This window comes from uncultured Allofournierella sp. (assembly GCA_944382705.1).
In the GTDB taxonomy this organism is placed as follows: Bacteria; Bacillota; Clostridia; order Oscillospirales; family Ruminococcaceae; genus Allofournierella.
The window spans coordinates 57,567-75,953 of record CALWNE010000044.1 but is presented as its reverse complement, the minus strand read 5'-3'; the positions used below and the strand labels follow the sequence as shown (position 1 = coordinate 75,953).

16 protein-coding genes, 2 tRNA genes and 1 pseudogene are annotated in these 18,387 nt (G+C 56.0%); 5 read left to right on the top strand and 14 right to left on the bottom strand.

Features of this window, described 5'->3' with window-relative positions:
- Window positions 1-77: 77 nt before the first annotated feature.
- The 8 genes from mfd to ACH2EM_RS06685 form a co-directional block, all read right to left on the bottom strand.
- Entirely contained in the window at window positions 78-3,554 is a 3,477-nt protein-coding gene (gene mfd / locus ACH2EM_RS06720; RefSeq protein WP_395151363.1) for a transcription-repair coupling factor, read from the bottom strand.
- 203 nt (window positions 3,555-3,757) lie between these two features.
- Window positions 3,758-4,285, bottom strand: a complete 528-nt coding sequence (locus ACH2EM_RS06715; RefSeq protein ID WP_395151362.1) for a hypothetical protein — start codon at window positions 4,283-4,285, stop codon at window positions 3,758-3,760.
- A complete protein-coding gene (locus tag ACH2EM_RS06710) occupies window positions 4,282-5,133 on the bottom strand; it encodes a metal ABC transporter permease (RefSeq protein WP_395151361.1) in 852 nt (283 codons plus the stop codon). Before ACH2EM_RS06710 ends, ACH2EM_RS06715 begins: the two co-directional genes overlap by 4 nt.
- The gene (locus tag ACH2EM_RS06705) at window positions 5,134-5,838 is read right to left on the bottom strand and encodes a metal ABC transporter ATP-binding protein (protein ID WP_395151373.1); all 705 of its coding nucleotides are present in this window, start codon (window positions 5,836-5,838) and stop codon (window positions 5,134-5,136) included.
- 28 nt (window positions 5,839-5,866) lie between these two features.
- Window positions 5,867-6,946, bottom strand: a complete 1,080-nt coding sequence (locus tag ACH2EM_RS06700; protein WP_395151360.1) for a metal ABC transporter substrate-binding protein — start codon at window positions 6,944-6,946, stop codon at window positions 5,867-5,869.
- Complete coding sequence (locus ACH2EM_RS06695) at window positions 6,936-7,421, bottom strand: Fur family transcriptional regulator (RefSeq protein ID WP_395151359.1); 486 nt, start codon at window positions 7,419-7,421, stop codon at window positions 6,936-6,938. Before ACH2EM_RS06695 ends, ACH2EM_RS06700 begins: the two co-directional genes overlap by 11 nt.
- A 178-nt stretch (window positions 7,422-7,599) precedes the next feature.
- A complete protein-coding gene (gene pth / locus ACH2EM_RS06690; protein WP_395151358.1) occupies window positions 7,600-8,193 on the bottom strand; it encodes an aminoacyl-tRNA hydrolase in 594 nt (197 codons plus the stop codon).
- A gap of 15 nt (window positions 8,194-8,208) precedes the next feature.
- Window positions 8,209-9,333 (bottom strand): SLC13 family permease, encoded by a 1,125-nt coding sequence (locus ACH2EM_RS06685; RefSeq protein ID WP_395151357.1) that lies wholly within the window; start codon window positions 9,331-9,333, stop codon window positions 8,209-8,211.
- Window positions 9,334-9,676: 343 nt separating this feature from the next.
- Here ACH2EM_RS06685 and ACH2EM_RS06680 point away from each other — a divergent pair, with 343 nt between their 5' ends.
- The 4 genes and pseudogenes from ACH2EM_RS06680 to ACH2EM_RS06665 all read left to right on the top strand — a co-directional run bounded on the left by ACH2EM_RS06680 (window position 9,677) and on the right by ACH2EM_RS06665 (window position 12,088).
- A complete protein-coding gene (locus tag ACH2EM_RS06680; RefSeq protein WP_395151356.1) occupies window positions 9,677-10,531 on the top strand; it encodes a sugar-binding domain-containing protein in 855 nt (284 codons plus the stop codon).
- Window positions 10,532-10,657: 126 nt separating this feature from the next.
- Window positions 10,658-11,241, top strand: a pseudogene (locus ACH2EM_RS06675) (glycoside hydrolase family 2 TIM barrel-domain containing protein); the annotation flags it as partial.
- A gap of 33 nt (window positions 11,242-11,274) precedes the next feature.
- Window positions 11,275-11,529, top strand: coding sequence for a hypothetical protein (locus ACH2EM_RS06670; RefSeq protein ID WP_395151372.1), 255 nt, complete (start codon window positions 11,275-11,277; stop codon window positions 11,527-11,529).
- A gap of 127 nt (window positions 11,530-11,656) precedes the next feature.
- On the top strand, window positions 11,657-12,088 hold the full coding sequence (locus tag ACH2EM_RS06665; protein WP_395151355.1) for an inorganic diphosphatase: 432 nt from the start codon (window positions 11,657-11,659) through the stop codon (window positions 12,086-12,088).
- Between the two features lie 673 nt (window positions 12,089-12,761).
- On the opposite strand, the gene ACH2EM_RS06660 is transcribed toward ACH2EM_RS06665, so the two are convergent.
- From ACH2EM_RS06660 to ACH2EM_RS06650, 3 genes are all read right to left on the bottom strand, one after another.
- Window positions 12,762-12,847, bottom strand: a tRNA-Leu gene (locus ACH2EM_RS06660).
- A 139-nt stretch (window positions 12,848-12,986) separates the two neighbouring features.
- Complete coding sequence (locus tag ACH2EM_RS06655; RefSeq protein WP_395151354.1) at window positions 12,987-13,787, bottom strand: sulfite exporter TauE/SafE family protein; 801 nt, start codon at window positions 13,785-13,787, stop codon at window positions 12,987-12,989.
- A 512-nt stretch (window positions 13,788-14,299) separates the two neighbouring features.
- Window positions 14,300-14,384: transfer RNA gene (locus tag ACH2EM_RS06650), tRNA-Tyr, on the bottom strand.
- A 380-nt stretch (window positions 14,385-14,764) separates the two neighbouring features.
- Between ACH2EM_RS06650 and ACH2EM_RS06645 the strand changes: the two genes are divergently transcribed.
- On the top strand, window positions 14,765-16,135 hold the full coding sequence (locus tag ACH2EM_RS06645) for a citrate/2-methylcitrate synthase (protein WP_395151353.1): 1,371 nt from the start codon (window positions 14,765-14,767) through the stop codon (window positions 16,133-16,135).
- Between the two features lie 153 nt (window positions 16,136-16,288).
- On the opposite strand, the gene ACH2EM_RS06640 is transcribed toward ACH2EM_RS06645, so the two are convergent.
- The 3 genes from ACH2EM_RS06640 to rsxE are packed head-to-tail and all read right to left on the bottom strand — an operon-like array spanning window position 16,289 to window position 18,375.
- Window positions 16,289-17,074, bottom strand: coding sequence for an RnfABCDGE type electron transport complex subunit B (locus ACH2EM_RS06640; protein WP_395151352.1), 786 nt, complete (start codon window positions 17,072-17,074; stop codon window positions 16,289-16,291).
- 15 nt (window positions 17,075-17,089) lie between these two features.
- The gene (locus tag ACH2EM_RS06635) at window positions 17,090-17,713 is read right to left on the bottom strand and encodes an electron transport complex protein RnfA (protein ID WP_395151351.1); all 624 of its coding nucleotides are present in this window, start codon (window positions 17,711-17,713) and stop codon (window positions 17,090-17,092) included.
- Window positions 17,713-18,375: an electron transport complex subunit RsxE gene (gene rsxE / locus ACH2EM_RS06630; RefSeq protein WP_395151350.1), complete on the bottom strand. Its 663-nt coding sequence runs from the start codon at window positions 18,373-18,375 to the stop codon at window positions 17,713-17,715. The genes ACH2EM_RS06635 and rsxE overlap by 1 nt, the downstream gene beginning before the upstream one ends.
- Window positions 18,376-18,387 lie beyond the last annotated feature (12 nt).

The following is an 18,387-nucleotide window of genomic DNA, read 5'->3' as shown; positions in this document are numbered from 1 at the left end:
AACCATATGAAGAATGTATGAACGAACACAAAAGTTTTCTGATTGGTCAAATTTATGGCCTTTTCCGGTTCTCTGGTTCAAGCCATGGTGCGCAGCGCCTCCTGGGGTGCAGGGCCCAGGGCATCCAGCACTTCTTTGAGTACCTCCAGGGATTTTTCCTTGCCGGTAAGGCGCACTGCCAGATAGGGCTTTGCCCCTGCATCCAGCTTGACCCTGCCGGGCAGTGCCGCCATGGCCTGCTTAATGCGGGAGGCGGTGTACCCATCCGAATACAAAATCAGCTGGTCTTTCTTCTGGCCAATCTCATAAATAGCTGCCTGGGCTGCCTTCACACGCACCAGCGAAATATCCACAAGGCCCGCCACGCTGGCAGGTACATCGCCGTAGCGGTCAATCAGTTCGTCCAGCACATCCTGCGCATCCTCCTGGGTTTGGATGGCGGCAATGCGCTTGTAAGCCTCAATGCGCCCGGCTGCTTCCTCAATGTACCGCTCTGGGATGTAAGCATCCACCGCAATGTCCAGCAAACACTCGCTCTTGTCCGGTGCGGCAGGTTCTCCCTTGGCCATGGCAATGGCGTTATTCAAAATCTTTACATACAGCTCATAGCCCACGGCCTCCATGTGCCCGTGCTGGCTCTGCCCCAGCAGGCTGCCTGCACCCCGAATCTGCAAGTCCCGCATGGCAATGCGGAAGCCGGAACCAAAGCTGGTAAATTCCCGGATGGCCGAAAGCCGCTTGGCTGCCACATCGGTGAGCACCTTATCCCGCCGGAAGGTAAAGTAGGCGTAGGCTTTTCGGCCGGAACGGCCCACCCGGCCCCGGATCTGGTACAGCTGGGCCAAACCCATCCGGTCAGAATCCTCAATAATCAGGGTGTTGCAGTTGCGCACATCCACGCCGGTTTCAATCAGGGTGGTGCAAACCAAAATATCAATGTCCCCATCCAGCAGTTGCTGCCAAACCTGGGAGAGCTGCTCCTCGGTCATCTTACCGTGGGCGGTGGCAATCCGTGCCCCCGGTGCCATCTGGGCCACCTGGGCTGCGCACAGGTCAATGGTCTCCACCCGGTTGTGGAGATAGTACACTTGGCCGCCCCGGGCCAGCTCCTTGCGGATGGCCTCGGCCACAATGTTTGCGTCAAACTCCATCACATAGGTTTCAATGGGCTGGCGCTCCACCGGCGGCTCCTCGATGGTGCTCATATCCCGGATGCCGCTCATGGCCATGTTCAGTGTTCGGGGGATGGGCGTGGCCGAAAGGGTGAGCATATCCACCCCAATAAAGGACTCCTTGAGTTTTTCCTTGTGCTTTACGCCAAACCGCTGCTCCTCGTCGATGATGACCAGGCCCAGATCCTTAAACTTTACATCGCTGCTCAAAATCCGGTGGGTGCCCACCACCACATCCACGGTGCCCTCCTTCAGGCCACGGATGGTTTCCTTCTGCTGAGTGGGGGTTCTAAAACGGCTCAAAAGCCCGGCTTTCACAGGGAATGCCTCCATGCGGGCCATCAGTCCGTTGTAATGCTGCCAGGCCAGCAGGGTGGTGGGGGCCAGAATGGCGCACTGCTTGCCCCCCATAATGCACTTGAAGGCCGCCCGCAGGGCCACCTCGGTTTTGCCCACACCCACATCGCCGCAGAGCAGCCGGTCCATGGGCCAGGCTTTTTCCATATCCTGTTTGATTTCTGCCGCCGCTTTTAGCTGGTCGCCGGTTTCATCGTATTCAAACCGGGTTTCAAAATCCCGCTGCCAGTCCCCGTCCTCCGGGAAGGCAAAGCCCTTTGCCTGGCGGCGCTGGGCATACAGCTGAATCAGCTCCTGGGCCATCTCTGCCGCCGCTGCCTTTACCTTGCGGCGGGTGCGGTTCCACTCCGCACCGCCCAGCTTTGCCAATTTCACCTTTTCCGCATCGCCGGGGGCGGTGTAACGGCTCAGCAAATCCAGCTGCGTTACCGGCACATACAGGGTGTCCCCCTTGTCGTAGCTGATTTTCAGGTAATCCTTCACCACTCCCTGTACCTCCAGCCGCTGGATGCCGGTGTACATACCAATGCCGTGGTTCTGGTGTACCACATAGTCGCCGGGCTTTATGTCCGTCAGGCTGGAAAGGGCGTTCTTGTTTTTGGGGCGGGGCTTCTTGGCCGGGTCGGCCTGGCCTGCCTTGCGGCTGGTCAGCAGGGCATACCGTGCAAAGGGGTACTCCGCACCGGCGCTGGTGTGGCCGGGCCGCACCGCCACAATGCCCGCCCCTGGCCGCACATCCTTGGCCGCAGTGGCCGCAAAGCCTTTTGCCGCCAGGTCCTTGGCCAGAGCAGCCGCTGCACGGGGGGTACCCGCCAGCAGCTCCACGCACCAACCCTGATCCACCAGCGGCTTTAAATCCTCCATCAGGCTTGCCAGCTCTCCGCTGAAGGGAGGGTGGGCATGGGCCGGTGCATTCACAATTTCTTTCAGCTTCAAATCCGGCAGGCTGCGGGCAAAGTTTTCGCAGCACAGGGTGCGCTGGTGCTCCGCTTCCTTCCAGAGCCAGGCCGTCTGCTGGTACAGTACATCCAGCCCCGGGCAGAGTACCCCGGCCTCAAACAGACCCTTTATCTCCTCCTCCCGGCGGAACTGGGTGGCCTTGTGGGCCTCCCGGATGGAACTTACCTCCTCCAGCACAAGCAGCGGCTCATCCAGATAGTCCAAAAGGGTGGCAGGCTGGGGATAGCGGATGCCCAGGTACTTATCCAGTGCCTGGGGCACAATGCCTGCATCCAGCTGCTGCAAGTCCTGCTCCATGGCCTGCTCCATGGCTTTGCGCCGGGGACCGGTGCAGTTTCCCAGTGCCTGGCGCAAAGCAGCTGCCGTCTGCTCTGCATCCCCAAACAGCACCTCCCTTGCAGGGGAGATGTGCAGCTTTTCCACCGGCTCGTCCCGCCGCTGGCTCAGCACATCAAAGGAGGCCATGGTGTCGATTTCATCGCCCCAGAACTCCGCCCGGACGGGCACTTTTCCATCGGAGGAAAAGATATCCACAATACCGCCCCGCACGCTGAATTGTCCCGGCCCTTCCACCTGGCTGCGCCGGTGGTATCCCGCCGCCAGCAGCCGGGCGGTAAGTTCCTTTACCGGCATGGTCATGCCGGGGCGCAGGGTAAAGGTCTTGGCGCAAAATTCTTGTTTGGGCACCGTGTATTGCAGCAGTGCTTCTTCCGAAACGCATACCGCCCGGATTCGGCCAGCCACCAAATCCCCCAGCACTGAAAGCCGCCGGTACTCATATTCCCGCCCGGCTCCCTCCAGAGGCCGGAGCATAAAATCTCTGGCCGGAAAGACCGCTGCCGGCAGGCCAAAGGCTTCCAGGTCCTGGGCAAACCGGGTAGCCTGCCCCTCTCCTGCCGTTACCACCAGCACCGGCCGCTGCAAATCCTGTGCCAGCTGGGCCAGCAGCTGCGCATGACCCACCGGAGGCATACCGAACAGGGCCGTTACACCCGGATGTTCCAGTGCCTGGCGCAGTCGCTTGTATTCGTTGGTTGGTTTCAGCTGTTCAAACAGCGTGGACATGATGGCTCCTCCTTTCTGCCCTGTGGGCAGAACAATTCCCCCGGCACAGCTCTGCCCAGGGTAGAATCAACAGGCCGGGCAAAAGCCCGGCCTGCATCGGTCGTGTGTTCTATTATAAAAAAAATCACCGGGCTGCGCCAGTCGTTTTCACGGTTTTTTTGCGACACAGCCCGGTAATTTTTGTGGCCGTAAAACGCAGCTGACTACCATTCCACCTGGGTGGCTTTCAGCCGGTAACTCTGGCCATATTCACTTTGGTAGCTTTCGTATACGCCGGTCACCGTTACCAGGGTGCCCGGTTCTGGGTAATCCTCCGGGTAAACCCCTTCGTCCCACACAAATTCCATACCTTGCTGGCAGCAGGCCAGGGCATCCGCAACCATTACGGTAAACATCAGCCTGTCAGGGGCCAAATCGTCGTATACGGTAAATTGCCCCATCACCCGAATGGTCTTGCCTGTGTACTCGTCCGGCAGCATCATAATATTGAACATCTCGCCGTACAGCACGGTGCTGCTCAGTCCCACCAGGTCCACATCCACCCCATCCGGGGTGCTCTGCTCCGCCGGGGATTGGCTGGGCTGGTTCCAAAGCTCCGGCACCGGTTCGGGGCTGGCAGTGGGGGTGGGGGTGGCCAAGGCAGCGCTGCTTTGGCTAGACTTGGCCGAACCACATCCGGCCAGCAAGGCCACCGCCAAAACCGCAGCAAAGCCCTGCATCAGCCGCTTCATGCCCGGCTCCTTCCTGCTGCCAGGCTCACCAGCCAGCACAGGCCAAACACAGCAATGTCCACCGCCACAATGGTAGAGCCCACCGGGGTACCGGCCAAAATGGAAATCACAATGCCCACAAAGGCACTCACCACGCCCAGCACCGCCGAGCAGATGGTAACCGCCCGAAAGCTTTTGAACAGCCGCATGGCCGAAAGGGCCGGAAAAATCACCAGGGCGGAAATCAGCAGCGAGCCCACCAGATTCATGGCCAGCACAATGATAACAGCAATCACCACCGCCAGCAGCAGGTTATAGGCCCCGGCATGAACACCAGAGGATTTTGCAAAGGTTTCGTCAAAGGTAACGGCAAAGATTTTGTTATAAAACAGCACAAAAATCAGCACCACCGCCACCGAAAGACCGGCGCACAGCCACACCTCTGTAAGGGTCAGCGTCAGGATGGAGGTGGAACCAAACAGGGTGGTACACACATCCCCCGAAAGATTGGTAGAGGTGGAAAACAGGTTCATCAGCAGGTAGCCAATGGCCAGCGAACCCACCGAAATCATGGCTACCGCCGCATCGCCCTTGATTTTGGCATTCTGGCTGGTGCGCAGCAGCAGTACCGCACACAAAATGGTTACCGGCAGCACAAACAGCATTTCATTGGTAAGGTTCATCACCGAAGCAATGGCAATGGCACCAAAGGCCGTGTGGGAAAGGCCATCGCCAATAAACGAAAACCGTTTCAGCACCAGCGTTACCCCAATCAGGGAGGAACACAGGGCAATCAGCACCCCCACAATCAGCGCATACCGCACAAAGGGATAGGCCATGTACTGGCTCAACTGGGTCATCCATTCCATTCATCGGCCCTCCTTCCGGTCCGCAAAATTCTGGGCCATACCGCTGGCAAGATACTCCTGCCGGGTGCCAAAAAACACCTGTTTGCCCAGATGCAGCACATGGCTGGCGCATTCCAGGGCAGCATCCAGATCGTGGGAGATCATCACCACGGTCACGCCTTCCCGGTTTACCTGCTGAATCAACTGGTACAAATCTGCCGCAGCGCTGGGGTCCAGGCCGGAAACAGGCTCGTCCAGCAGCAGTAGCTTTTGGGTGGCGCACAAGGCCCGTGCCAGCAGCACCCGCTGCTGCTGACCGCCGGAAAGCTCCCGGTAGCAGCGGCGGGCCAGATGCTCTGCCCCCATCTTTTTCAGGTTCTGGGCAGCCAGCTGCTTTTCTGCCTTGTTGTAAAAGGGACGCAGCCCGCAGCGGCCCTGGCAGCCGGACAACACAATCTCCCACACCGAGGCAGGAAAATCCCGCTGTACCGCTGTCTGCTGAGGCAGATAGCCAATGTCTCCGGCCTTCATGCCGTCCCCCATCTCAATGCTGCCGCCCATGGCAGGGTGCAGCCCCAACAGGGTTTTCATCAGGGTGCTTTTGCCTGCACCATTTTCGCCCAAGATGCACAGGCAGTCCCCTGCCTGTACGGTAAAATTTAAATCCTTTAAAATGGCCTTGCCCTCATAACCAAGGCAAAGGTCTTTTGCAACGAGTTGTGCCACCATGCACGCTCCTTTTGTCTAAGTCAGGTCAGGCCAGTGCCTGCTTGAGTACCTGCAAATTTTCTTCCATAATGCTCAGATAGCTTGCGCCCTGCTCTATCTGCTTACTTCCCACCGACTGCATGGAGTTCAAACTCAGCACCTGCTGGTTCTTTTGGGTGGTGCTGTCCACCACTGTCTGGGCAATTTTATGCTGGGCCCCGTCAATGGTCAGTACGCAGGGCAGCTGCAATTCATCCACCTTCTGGGCCAAAAATGCCACCGTAGCAAAGCTGGCTTCCGTCTCGGCAGAGCAGCCTGCAAAAGCTGCGTAGTACTCCAGGCCATAATCATCCACCAGATAGCGGAAGGGGAACCGGTCGCCAAACAGCAGCGTCTTGCAGGCGGCACCGTCCACTGCCTGCTGGTAAGCCTCATCCAGCTGGGCCAGCTGGGCATTGTAGCGGTCCAAATTCTGCTGATAGTCCGCTGCGTGGTCGGGGTCCAGCTGCGCCAGAGCCTCCTGAATGGCTTTGCACAGGATTTGTGCATTTTTTAAGGACAGCCAGATGTGCTCATCCGCTTCCTCTGCCACTTCCTCATGGTCATGGTCATGCTCCACTGCCTCATGCTCCTCATGGTCGTGGTCGTCATGCTCCTCTTCTTCATGGTCATGACTATGGTCGTGACTCTCTGGCTCCATGCCCTCCACCAGCTCCTCGGTTTTTACCCGGTCACCCAAAACCTCCATCAGGTTGAGCACCTTGCGATTCGGGTTTGCCTGGTTGGCCAATGCCTCCTCCACCCATGCGTCAGAGGTGCCTCCTACATAAATCAGCAGGTCGCAGTCGGCAATGGTGCGCATATCCGCTGCGCTGGGCTGGTAGCTGTGCATATCCACCCCGTCTTTTGCCAGCAGGGTTACCTGGGCCTGGGCATTCTCGCCCAAAATCTGCCGTACCCAGTCATATTCCGGAAAAATCGTGGTCACAATGTTCAGCTGAGCCGAATCACCGCTGTTTTGGGATGCAGTCTGAGAAGGGGCTGCTCCACCGGTGCAGCCGGTCAAGGCAGTGGCTGCGGCAAGTGCAGCGGCGGCAAATGCAGTCAAATTCTTTTTAAACTTCATGGGTTTCTCCTTTTGTGTGATGGCAGCAGCTGCAATGGCAAGGCTCCGGCAAAGTCTGGCCGGTGCGGCAATCCTGGCACAGGCCGTACAGCACCGTGCGCCGGGGGTCCACCGCAAAGCCGTGGTGCTCCAGCACATGCCGGGCAATCTCGGCCAGCTGTTCGCATTCCAGATGAATCAGCACGCCGCATTTTTCGCACTTGCAATGGAAATGCTGGCCGCACTGCTCCCGGTTCTGGTGGCCGGTGTAGGCAAAACAGGCGGGGCTGTTGGCATCAATGATGTACTTGTCCACCAGCCCCTGCTCCACCAGCCGTTCCAGATGCCGGTAGATGGTTGCGGTGCCAATGCTGCGCCCCTGCCGGGCAAAATAAGCCCGTATCTCCGCCACCGTCCTGTGGCGGCCAGGCATACTTTTCAGGTAGGCAAGCAGTTCTTCTCCCTGCTTGGTTTTGTAGGCTTGCTTGGGCTGCATCTGCGCTCCTCCAATTTGAAAACTGTTTTCATATTACACGCCTTTGTGCCTGCTGTCAACCAAATTTCCATAATCCACCGCCATTCTGCAAACCTGTAAAGGATTTGTGCAATCCACAAAAACCCTCTCCAACTTACGCAGCAAAGCCCCCAGCCTTGCAGGCTGGGGGCTTTGTGGTTTACCGGTTAAATTTGTTTTGTGCCTGTGTCAGCTGGCCGGCCATAATCAGCCGCACCGCCTGTTCAATATCCGGCAGCCGGGCCTCAAAGGCTTTCCGGTCCTCCCCTTCCATGCGGCCCAGCACCCAGTTGGCCAGGTCGTATTCCGGGTGGGGCTTTTGGCCCACGCCCAGCCGCACACGGCAGAAAGCATCGGAACCAAACCGGGCGATGATATCCTTCAGGCCGTTGTGCCCGCCGGCAGAACCACTGGGCCGGATGCGGATTTTGCCCGGGTTCTGGGTAATGTCGTCGCACAGCACCACCACCCGTTCCAGCGGAATTTTATAAAACGCCGCCATGGCCTGAATGCTCCGGCCAGACAGGTTCATGTAGGTTTGGGGCTTCAGCAGCAGCACCTTGGTGCCATCCACCACGGCCTGGCCGTAAAGGCCCTCAAACTTTGCCTTGTTTACCGTTGCCCCCCACTTCTGGGCCAGGTAATCAATGGCATCAAAGCCCACATTGTGGCGGGTCAGGTCATACTGGCTGCCCGGGTTGCCCAGGCCCACCACCAGCCACTCCCCCTGGGGGTCTGCTTTTTTAAACAACATACGGATTCCTCCCTTTTATCCAAGCAAAGCTGCCAAGCCCAAAAGCAGGGCCAGCAGCGCCACATTGCCTGCGGTAAATACCCAAAAATACCCGGCCTTCAGGCCCCGGTATTCCCGGCTTAAAATTTTATAGGAAATCAGGCTGGCCATGCTGGCAATCAAAGTGCCAAGACCGCCCAGGTTACAGCCCACAATCAGTGCCTGCCACTGGTCTGTAAAGCCAGAAAGCAGCAGCGCCGCCGGTACATTGCTGATTACCTGGCTGGCCAGCACCGCCACAAGCTCCACATGCCCCTCCAGAACCTGGGCCAAAAACTGGCGGAACACCTCCACCTGGCCCAGATTGCCAATAAACACAAAAAAGGCCACAAAGGTTCCCAGCAGCGAGTAGTCCAGGCTTTTCAGCGTGGCCCGGTCGGTTACCAGCAAAAACACCAAAATGCCTGCCGCCACCAGCAGGGGAGAAAGCACCTTAAAAATGGCCAGCAGACAGAGCACAAAGCCCACGGCGCTCAGGCCCAGCACCTTGGGGCTGCCCAGGTTTGCCTGCAAGTGCACCCCCTCAATGGGCTGGCAGCGCAGCAGCACAATCACCGCCCCCAGGCACACTGCACTAGCCAGCGCATAGGGCAGCATCAGGCCGCAAAAGCCCACAAACCCCAGCCCGGACTTATTATATAAGTAAAGGTTTTGGGGGTTGCCCATGGGGGTGAGCATACTGCCTAGGTTAGCCGCCAGGGTCTGCATTACCACCAAAGGTACCACCAGCCACTCCTGCCGGGCCATCCGCAGCACAGCCAGCCCAAAGGGCACAAAAGTGATAAGGGCCACATCGTTGGTGATAATCATGCTGGTTACAAAGGGCAAAAACACCAGCACCCACAGCATCTGGCGGCTGGTGGCGGTGCGCTCCAGCAGCTTGCTGCCCAGATATACAAACAGGCCCGCCTGCTGAAATCCCTTCATCACCGCCATCAGGCCAAACAGCAGTGCCAGGGTGTGCCAGTCAATGTAATCTATATAGCCCACACTGGGCGGCACCAGCAGCATGGAACCCAATGCCAGCAGCACCGCAATGCAGAGCACCGCATCGTTGCGCAAAAATTCTGCTGCTTTGGCCAGCAGCCCGTTTTGTTTCATGGTTGCACCTCTCCCTTACACCATCGTTTCCTAATATAAAAAGAGCCGGGGCGCACTGGCTGCATCCCCCGGAGTATTGTTTAAAGAAGTCTCAATTCCCCGGTACCCGGCCACAGCAGCAAACCCGCAATTCCGGCCCCAAGGCCAGCGTTTTTTGTTGGACAGTTGATTATAGCTATTTTTTTACAGCCTTGTCAATACAGCCTTCCAGCCTACCTGCTTGCCCCTGTGTTTTGCCGGACAAAATCCATCCCCCCTGCTAAAAAGACTAGCATTCACCCACGGCATTTGTTAAACTTAAATCATTCTCTCGGCATTAACACCATTGTAAAGGAGCGTTTGTATGCAGCCGCATCTGAACTGGATTGCTGACCCCGAAGTGTTTGCGGTCAATCGTCTTGTCGCCCATTCCGACCACTGCTGGTACCAAACCCAGCAGGAGATGGAAACCGGTCTTATGGACCTGCGCCAGAGCCTAAATGGCAGCTGGCAGTTTCTGTACAGCCCCACCGTCCACCAGCGGCCCAGCAATTTCTGGGCCGAAGATGCCGACCACTCTCAATTCGTACCCATCCAGGTGCCCGGCCACATGGAGCTGCAAGGCCATGGCCAGATTCAATATGTGAACACCATGTATCCCTGGGATGGCCGGTGCAGCCTGCGGCCGCCCCACATCGACTGGAACGACAGCCCGTTGGGCAGCTATGTCTGCCGGTTCGATTTGCAGCCCAGCTTGCAGGATAAGCGGGTCTGCCTGTGCTTTGAAGGGGTGGAGCAGGCCTTCTTTGTCTGGCTCAACGGCCAGTTTGTGGGATACAGTGAGGACTCCTTCACCCCCGCCCACTTTGATGTAACCGATTGGGTGCGCCCCACCGGCAACCTGCTGTGTGTGGAGGTTCACAAGCACAGCAGCGCCGGCTGGCTGGAGGACCAGGACTTTTTCCGGTTCAGCGGCATCTTCCGCCCGGTGTATCTGTACGGCAAGCCCTCCATTCACATCGAAGATTTGTGGCTGCGGGCAGACCTTGCACCGGACCTTACCACCGGCACCCTCTCCCCCCGGCTGCGGCTTTCCGGGCAAACCCAAGGGGCCCGCATCACCTGCACCGTCACCGACCCCCTGGGCCGCTGCCTGCTGGAGGAATCCATCGACCCCGCAGCAGACCAGACCTTCCAGATGCCCAACATCCACCCCTGAAGCCATGAACACCCTGTTTTATACTCGGTGCTGTTCTCTGTTTGGGACAGTGAGGGCCAACTGGTGGAGCTGGTGCCCTACAAAACCGGGTTCCGGCATTTTGAATTAAAAAACGGCCTGTATGTAATGGACGAAACCAACCTGGAAACCCACGGCTCCTGGCAGAAGATGGGCAAGGTAGAACCCAGCTGGAACATCCCCGGCAGCCTTCCCCAATGGCGGGAGTGTGTGCTGGACCGGGCACGCTCCATGTTTGAACGGGATAAAAACCATACCAGCATCCTGATTTGGTCCTGCAGCAACGAATCCTACGCAGGGAAAACATTCTGGCCATGAGCCAGTTTTTCCGCCAGCAGGACCCCAGCCGGCTGGTGCACTACGAGGGTGTGTTCCACAACCGGGCCTTTGACGCCATCAGCGACATGGAAAGCCGGATGTACGCCACCCCTCAGGACATCCGGGACTAGTTGTCCTCCAACCCTGCAAAGCCCTTTTTGCTCTGCGAGTATATGCACGACATGGGCAACAGCCTTGGCGGCATGGAAAGCTACATCCGCCTGGCCGATGAATTCGCCCAGTACCAGGGCGGCTTTATCTGGGATTACATGGACCAGGCCCTCTGGTACACCGATTCCCTGGGCCGCCGGGTGCTGGGCTACGGCAGTGATTTTGGCGAGCGTCCCACCGACTACAATTTCAGTGCAAATGGCATTGTCTTTGCGGACGGCACCCCAAAACCTGCCATGCAGGAGGTGCGCTACTGGTATTCCACACCTGCCCAGCGGGCTGCCCACGACCGGTTCAACCAAACGGCCGCCCAGCAGCTGCAAAATGCCGACCATCAGGAACAGCTGCCCCCCTCTCAGCGCACCACCCTCACCCTGATGGGTGCGGTACGAGGGGTTGGCGGCATCGACAGCTGGGGCTCGGATGTGGAGCCAGCCTACCGAATCTCCGGCGAACAGAACCATGCCTTCTCCTGCATCATTCAGCTGTAAGCAATGCTGCCCCTGCCCGGAAAGGATTGTATCATTCCGGGCCATTAAGCCCCTTATACATGGTTTTCTCTGGGCCTTGCGGCTCTTTCCCCATTGGATTTTAAATACACACCAGGAGGACATCCCAATGCTGCACATGATTGTAGAGCAAACCCACAGCTATCCCATGCGGATGGAGTACAACCCCGCAACCAACCAGTTTACCGAAACCGGCTATAAATCCCTGAAATACGAACGGGGGTTCACAAAACCCTATGGCTGGATTAAGGAATCCGGCACCCCGCCCTCCCCCCACTGGGACTGCATTCTGATGACCGAACGGGAGGTGGAACTGGGCGATCAACTGCCCATCCGGGTAATTGGCGTATTTAAGCGGGCCGATTTAGACCACAAATATGTGGCGGTGGAAGCAGCCAGAGACATCCAGGATATCTCCCAGCTAACCCCGCAGGAACAGGCGGAGCTGAACAAGCTGTATCCCCACATCGGCCCCGGGGAAGGCTGGTTTGGCCAGGCAGAAGCCGCCTATTGCATGGAGCACCACGCAAAGGCCCTGTAATCCCCCGCCGGGCTGCATCGTCCGGCCGGTTCTGCTTATCCAGACAAAACAAATATCTTAAACAAGGCACAGGCCCTGCTTACCCATGGCAAGCAGGGCCTGTGCCTTTTAATTATCCCCTTTTAAGTGCCCATGGCACCGGCTCAAAAATCCTATTCTGGAACAATCAAACAGGATGCGGCAGCAAAAAACGAGTGGTTTGCAGCCTTTAAAGGCTGTAAACCACTCGTCTTGAAATATAAAAACAGTGTAGATGCAACAGTCATGCTGCAAAAACACAAGCAACAAATGTGGTGAGCCACGCTGCGGCCAAACACGGGAATAGATAGAGCAGGGGATTTTTTATTTTGTCGTCTCTTTTTTGTGTGTCCTGTTTGGCCGTGCAGAAATCCATTATCGCGGAGACAACACTTACCAGCATAATCGCTGCAAAAGACAGGTAGCAGAGTTTCAACGGAAGGATTGCAGCGATACACAGAATATTCCAAACTGCCCCCCAAAAGAAACATCAGGCAAAGTATAGAATAAAAAGTTTTTGGTTTCATATGTTTCCACCTTCCTTCTTCACTTATTACCTATTCACTTACAAAAATCCCGGGCAGGCAGTGCAAATTGGTGAAGCGTAAAACCGCCAATAAGTAAAAATCCCGAATGCTATCGCATTCGGGATTTTTGGTGCCGGTGGTGGGACTTGAACCCACACGGTGTCGCCACCAACGGATTTTGAGTCCGCATCGTCTGCCATTCCGACACACCGGCATTTTTATGGAACAGTAGCTATTATACTCTATCTTTGGCAGAATTGCAAGCCTCTTTCCAGCATTTTTTATTATCCTTTTTCTCCAAAAAAGAACAGCCTCACCAATTCCTCTGGCAATCGGGCCTTTTGGGGGCATACCTATGGCATCATATACTGCCATGTATTGTAAGCACTGGCCAGGATGATAAGCCCCATCAAACCCACAAACAGCTTTTCCACCCTTTGGTTGTCCATTTGTTTGTTCACAATGCGCCCCGCTGCACCGCCCAGAATGCCGCTGAACACCATCAGCACCAGTGTGATTGCTGTAAACTGGGGTACCGTTCGGGTAATCAGGGTGGTGGCAAAGCTGGTGGCCTGGCTGAACAAAATGATATAAAGGCTATTCGCCGCAGCGGTTTTGGTATCCATGCCGAAAAAAAAGTACAAAACCACCAAATTGATTGGGCCGCCGCCAATGCCCAAAAAGCTGGACATAATCCCCAGCAGCACCCCAATGGTACCACAGGCAACCAGCGAAGTTACCTGTAAGGTGGAGATTTTTTCTTTGTTGAGGGTATACAGCAGGGTCAGCAGGGTAATCACCAGCAGGCAAGCCGCCTGTACCCCGCCTACCATATCCGGGTTGGGCAAACTGTTTTTTACCGCCGAAAACATCTGCTTGCCCAGCACACCGCCTACCGCTGCGCCAAAGGCCAGCGGCGTGGCGGTTTTCAGGTTGACGGATTGTTCCTTTGCCAGCATGGACTTTATCACGCTGTAACAGCTCATGGCCAGTACCGTGCAGCCAGATAAAAAGCTTATGGTGCTAACACTGGCCCACCCAAACAAATCCAGCGCCGGTTTCATGATAACTCCGCCGCCTATGCCGCAGATTGCCCCTGCAACAGATGCAAAAAAGCCAACCAGTGCAAACAACATGGATTGTACAATACTCATTGCATTCTGCGCTTCCCTTCCACTTCATGGTATCCCCAGCCTTTGAACAATCCAGTTGGTGCCGGGCTGGGTTTATCCATCCATTGATTGAACTTTAGTGTACCATGTTATACAGCGCTGTACAAGAATCCCTTATTTTTTGCAAATAAACGGTTTTTTCGTGCCCCTGGGCCAGCACTGCCCTTTAACATGGGCTAATCCTCTTTTCCGGGGCCAGCATTGTTTCTGGGCCGGCACCTCTCCCTCAGGTGAGCCTTTTCATAAAGCCAATTAACCTTCTCACAAAACCAGCCCGGCAGCGGGGTATAATGGCTCCGCCTGTATTGGTTGCCAGCAGCCCTCAACCGCCACCGTCTTTTGTCCAAAAGCTTTTCGGCCCGTTTAGTTTTCAACGCAACCATCTGCTTTATGTTTAAAACCAAAGCGATTGGCTCAATGCCCCTGCAACTTAGCCGAGGCACCTTACTTGTTTTGGATAAAAAAAGAACAGACACATTCGTGTCTGTTCTTTTTGGTGGGAGCGGGTGGATTCGAACCACCGAAGCAAAACGCAACAGATTTACAGTCTGCCCCCTTTGGCCGCTCGGGAACACTCCCATATTCAATTCTTTTTGTTTGCCCTCATCGCTGAGTGCTTGTTTATTATAGCAACCATTTCTCGAAAATGCAAGCCCTTTTTTGAAATTTTTTAAAAAAATTTTTAAAAAATCCAAATCTCACGGTTCCGCACTGGTTTTTCTGCGGCCTTAATCCCCCGCAAACCCGCATTACAGGCCGATTTACAGCCAACTCTACAGATTGCAGTACCCCTTGCCATTTTTTCGGCAACGCCTGCTGCACACCCCAAAATCAGGGGTTGCCAGCTAACTTTCACAAAAATTAAGGTTCTATTCACAAAATTCGCTTTACTTTTGTGCTATATTAAATTAGATAAACTAAAATGGATCTTATTCCTTAGGCAAAGGAGGTACTGCAATATGGCAGAATTTTCGGAATACTCTAAAGTTACCCCGGCACAGGAAGCACTGGCCCAAACCTGCTTGTGCAACAGCCGGATTGACCCCCAGGATTATCTGCGCTACGATGTAAAACGGGGCCTGCGTGACCTGAACGGTACCGGTGTGGTAGCCGGTCTCACCGAAATCAGCGAGATTGTGAGCAGCAAACTGGTCAATGGCGAAAAAGTCCCCTGCGAGGGCCAGCTGTTTTACCGGGGCTATTCCATCCAGGACCTGGTGAACGGCTTTTTAAAAGATAACCGGTTTGGCTTTGAAGAAACTGCCTACCTGCTGATGTTTGGCCAGCTGCCGGATGCTCAGGCCCTGGCTGATTTTAACCAGCAGCTGGCTTTTTACCGCAGTCTGCCCACCAACTTTGTGCGGGATGTGATTTTAAAAGCCCCCAGCCCGGATATGATGAATGTGATGGCCCGGTGCGTGCTCACCATGGGCAGCTACGACGAACGGCCGGACGACATCAGCCTGCCCAATGTAATCCGCCAGTGCATGGACCTGATTGCCATCTTCCCCCTGATTGCTGTGTATGGCTACCAGGCTTACAACCACTACAAAAACGGCAGCAGCCTTTACATCCATGCCCCCCGGCCAGAGCTTTCCACAGCGGAAAACATTCTGACCCTGCTGCGGCCAGACAGGGCCTATACCCCTCTGGAAGCCCGGATTCTGGATTTGTGCCTGGTGCTCCATGCCGAGCATGGCGGCGGCAACAACTCCACCTTTACCACCCATGTGGTCACCAGTTCCGGCACCGACACCTATAGCTGCATGGCCGCTGCACTGGCCAGCCTGAAAGGCCCCCGCCACGGCGGTGCCAACATTAAGGTAGTGCAGATGTTTGAGGATATGAAACAAACCCTGCCGGACTGGACGGACGAGGACGCCATCTGCCATTATCTCAACCAGCTGCTGGAAGGCAACGCCTTCGACAAAAGCGGCCTGATTTACGGCATGGGGCACGCAGTTTATTCCATCAGTGACCCCCGTGCAAGCATCCTGCGCAGCTTTGTGGAGCAGCTCAGCCAGGAAAAGGGCCTGCACGAGGAATACGAGCTTTACTCCGCTGTGGAACGGCTTGCGCCCCAGGTGATTATGGAAAAACGCCGCATCTACAAAGGCGTTTCCGCCAACATCGACTTTTACAGCGGCTTTGTGTACCGTATGCTGGACCTTCCTCCGGAACTGTATACTCCCATCTTTGCCATGGGCCGCATTGCCGGCTGGAGTGCCCACCGGATGGAGGAGCTGATTAACATGAGCAAAATCATCCGCCCTGCCTATGTGGCGGTACAGCCCCGCCGGGAATACCAGCCTCTGGAACAGCGGGATTAAACGGCACACCTGCGCTGCCCGGCCTCAGCCAACATTCCCCTGCTGTTTCTTTGCTGCAATCCAACAAAAAATCACCCTGTCCGACGGACAGGGTGATTTTTTGTTATTCACGCACAATCGCTCAAACCTGCAAAGCAGCTTTGCAGTCTGGCTTTACCGCACGATAACCTGCTTGGGGCAAACCGTTACGCAGGCACCGCAGCCGGTGCACTTATCGTAATCAATGCGAGCCAGGTTGTTGGTTACATGGATGGCATCGCTGGGGCAGGCCTTCTGGCATTTCATGCAGCCAATGCAGCCAGTGGTGCACTCCTTCATTACCTGGGCGCCCCGCTCGGTGTTGTTGCACCGCACCTGAGGCTTTGCATGGGTGTTGGCACAAATTTCAATCACCTGATGGGGGCACACCTTGGCACAGGCGCCGCAGCCGGTGCACTTATCCACATCCACCTGGGCAATGCCTTCCACAATGTGCATGGCATCAAAGGGGCAGGCACGCACACAGTCGCCCAGGCCCATGCAGCCATGCACGCAAGCCTTGGGGCCGCCATGCAGCGCAGCTGCGGCAGCACAGGTAGCAATGCCCTTGTAATCAAACTTCTGTCCGCACACGCCAGGCTTGCCCTGGCAGCCCACCACTGCCTTTACAACCGCAGCAGACCCAGCAGACACACCCATAAGGGCGGCCACATCCTCGGCGCACTTTGCGCCGCCGGGCACACACTTGTTTACCTCAGCGCCAGACTCCACAATGGCCTTGGCGTAGTCAGCACAGCCTGCATAGCCGCAGGCGCCGCAGTTTGCACCGGGCAGACAGCCGGAAACCTGCCCAATGCGGGGGTCCTCCTCCACTGCCATAAATTTTGCAGCCAGCACCAGAATCACTGCACCCAGGAAGCCTACTGCAGTCACAATGGAAATCGCTAATGCAATTGTCATGGTTTCGGCCTCCTTTTACATCGTTCCAAAAATGTTTTCAATCATGCCGGCAAAGCCGCCAAAGCTCAGTGCAGTGGCCGAAGCAGCCACCAGCGTAATGGGCAGGCCTTCAAAGCACTTGGGGGGCTGTGCATCCTCCAGCCGCTTGCGCACGCCGGAAAAAATCACCATAGCCAGCATAAAGCCAACACCTGCACCCAAAGCGCACACAATAGACTCCACAAAGGTGTAGCCGCTGTCAATGTTCAGCACGGTCACACCCAGCACAGCGCAGTTGGTGGTAATCAGGGGCAGATAAACACCCAGGGCCTTGTGCAGAGGAGGCATGAATTTTTTCATGGCCACCTCCACCAGCTGTACCAGCACGGCAATTATCAGAATAAACACGATGGTTTGCAGGTAACCCAAATCCCATTTCAGATTCCCCTCGGCATCCACAGGGGTGAGCAAAAAGGTCTGAATGGGCCAGGTTACAGCCGTGGCCAGGGTCATAACAAAGATTACGGCGCAGCTCATGCCCACCGCAGAGTTCAGCTTTTTGGAAACACCCAAAAACGGACAGATTCCCAAAAACTTTACCAGCACATAGTTATCCACCAAAATCATGGTGAAAAAGATTGCAGCCAGCTTTGCAGCCATCAGTCACAGCCCCCTTTGCAAGCGCCCTTGGAGGGGCAGCCTTCGCAGCCAATGCTGCGGTCTACTTTTTTGCCCAGCCTTTCTTCCAGCCAGATTACCAGTGCCATCAGAATGCCAAAGGTAAAAAAGCCGCCAGCCGGGGTGGTCATAAAGGTAAAACGGTCGATGCTTTCCGGAATGATGGTCATGCCGAACCAGCTGCCGGAGCCCACAATCTCACGGATCGAAGCCATTACCACCAGGGTGATGGTAAAGCCCAGGCCCATGCCCAGGCCGTCCAGGGCCGAATCCAGAGGCTTGTTTTTGGAGGCAAACATCTCTGCACGGCCCAGAATGATGCAGTTTACCACAATCAGGGGCAAAAACACGCCCAGGGCCTTATCCAGCTGGGGCACATAGGCCTTTACCAGCATCTGCACAATGGACACAAAGGTTGCAATCACGGTAATATAGGCGGGCAGACGCACCTTATCGGGGATGATGTTCCGCAGCAGCGAGATTGCCACATTGGAGCACACCAGCACAAAGGTAGCGGCAATGCCCATGCCCAGGCCGTTAAAGGCCAGGGTGGTAACAGCCAGGGTGGGGCAGGTGCCCAGCACCAGGCGCAGAACCGGGTTCTCCTTTACGAGGCCGTTGGTCAAAATCTGCAATTTATTCATGGTATTCCAGCC

Excerpts from the sequence above, each read along its gene's own strand:
- ACH2EM_RS06685 (WP_395151357.1), bottom strand. The coding sequence starts at position 9,333 with ATGAAACAAAACGGGCTGCTGGCCAAAGCAGCAGAATTTTTGCGCAAC.
- ACH2EM_RS06640 (WP_395151352.1), bottom strand. The coding sequence starts at position 17,074 with ATGACAATTGCATTAGCGATTTCCATTGTGACTGCAGTAGGCTTCCTG.
- ACH2EM_RS06710 (WP_395151361.1), bottom strand. The coding sequence starts at position 5,133 with ATGGAATGGATGACCCAGTTGAGCCAGTACATGGCCTATCCCTTTGTG.
- ACH2EM_RS06700 (WP_395151360.1), bottom strand. The coding sequence starts at position 6,946 with ATGAAGTTTAAAAAGAATTTGACTGCATTTGCCGCCGCTGCACTTGCC.
- ACH2EM_RS06715 (WP_395151362.1), bottom strand. The coding sequence starts at position 4,285 with ATGAAGCGGCTGATGCAGGGCTTTGCTGCGGTTTTGGCGGTGGCCTTG.
- ACH2EM_RS06695 (WP_395151359.1), bottom strand. The coding sequence starts at position 7,421 with ATGCAGCCCAAGCAAGCCTACAAAACCAAGCAGGGAGAAGAACTGCTT.
- mfd (WP_395151363.1), bottom strand. The coding sequence starts at position 3,554 with ATGTCCACGCTGTTTGAACAGCTGAAACCAACCAACGAATACAAGCGA.
- pth (WP_395151358.1), bottom strand. The coding sequence starts at position 8,193 with ATGTTGTTTAAAAAAGCAGACCCCCAGGGGGAGTGGCTGGTGGTGGGC.
- rsxE (WP_395151350.1), bottom strand. The coding sequence starts at position 18,375 with ATGAATAAATTGCAGATTTTGACCAACGGCCTCGTAAAGGAGAACCCG.
- ACH2EM_RS06680 (WP_395151356.1), top strand. The coding sequence starts at position 9,677 with ATGCAGCCGCATCTGAACTGGATTGCTGACCCCGAAGTGTTTGCGGTC.
- ACH2EM_RS06635 (WP_395151351.1), bottom strand. The coding sequence starts at position 17,713 with ATGGCTGCAAAGCTGGCTGCAATCTTTTTCACCATGATTTTGGTGGAT.
- ACH2EM_RS06645 (WP_395151353.1), top strand. The coding sequence starts at position 14,765 with ATGGCAGAATTTTCGGAATACTCTAAAGTTACCCCGGCACAGGAAGCA.
- ACH2EM_RS06665 (WP_395151355.1), top strand. The coding sequence starts at position 11,657 with ATGCTGCACATGATTGTAGAGCAAACCCACAGCTATCCCATGCGGATG.
- ACH2EM_RS06655 (WP_395151354.1), bottom strand. The coding sequence starts at position 13,787 with ATGAGTATTGTACAATCCATGTTGTTTGCACTGGTTGGCTTTTTTGCA.
- ACH2EM_RS06670 (WP_395151372.1), top strand. The coding sequence starts at position 11,275 with ATGCAGGAGGTGCGCTACTGGTATTCCACACCTGCCCAGCGGGCTGCC.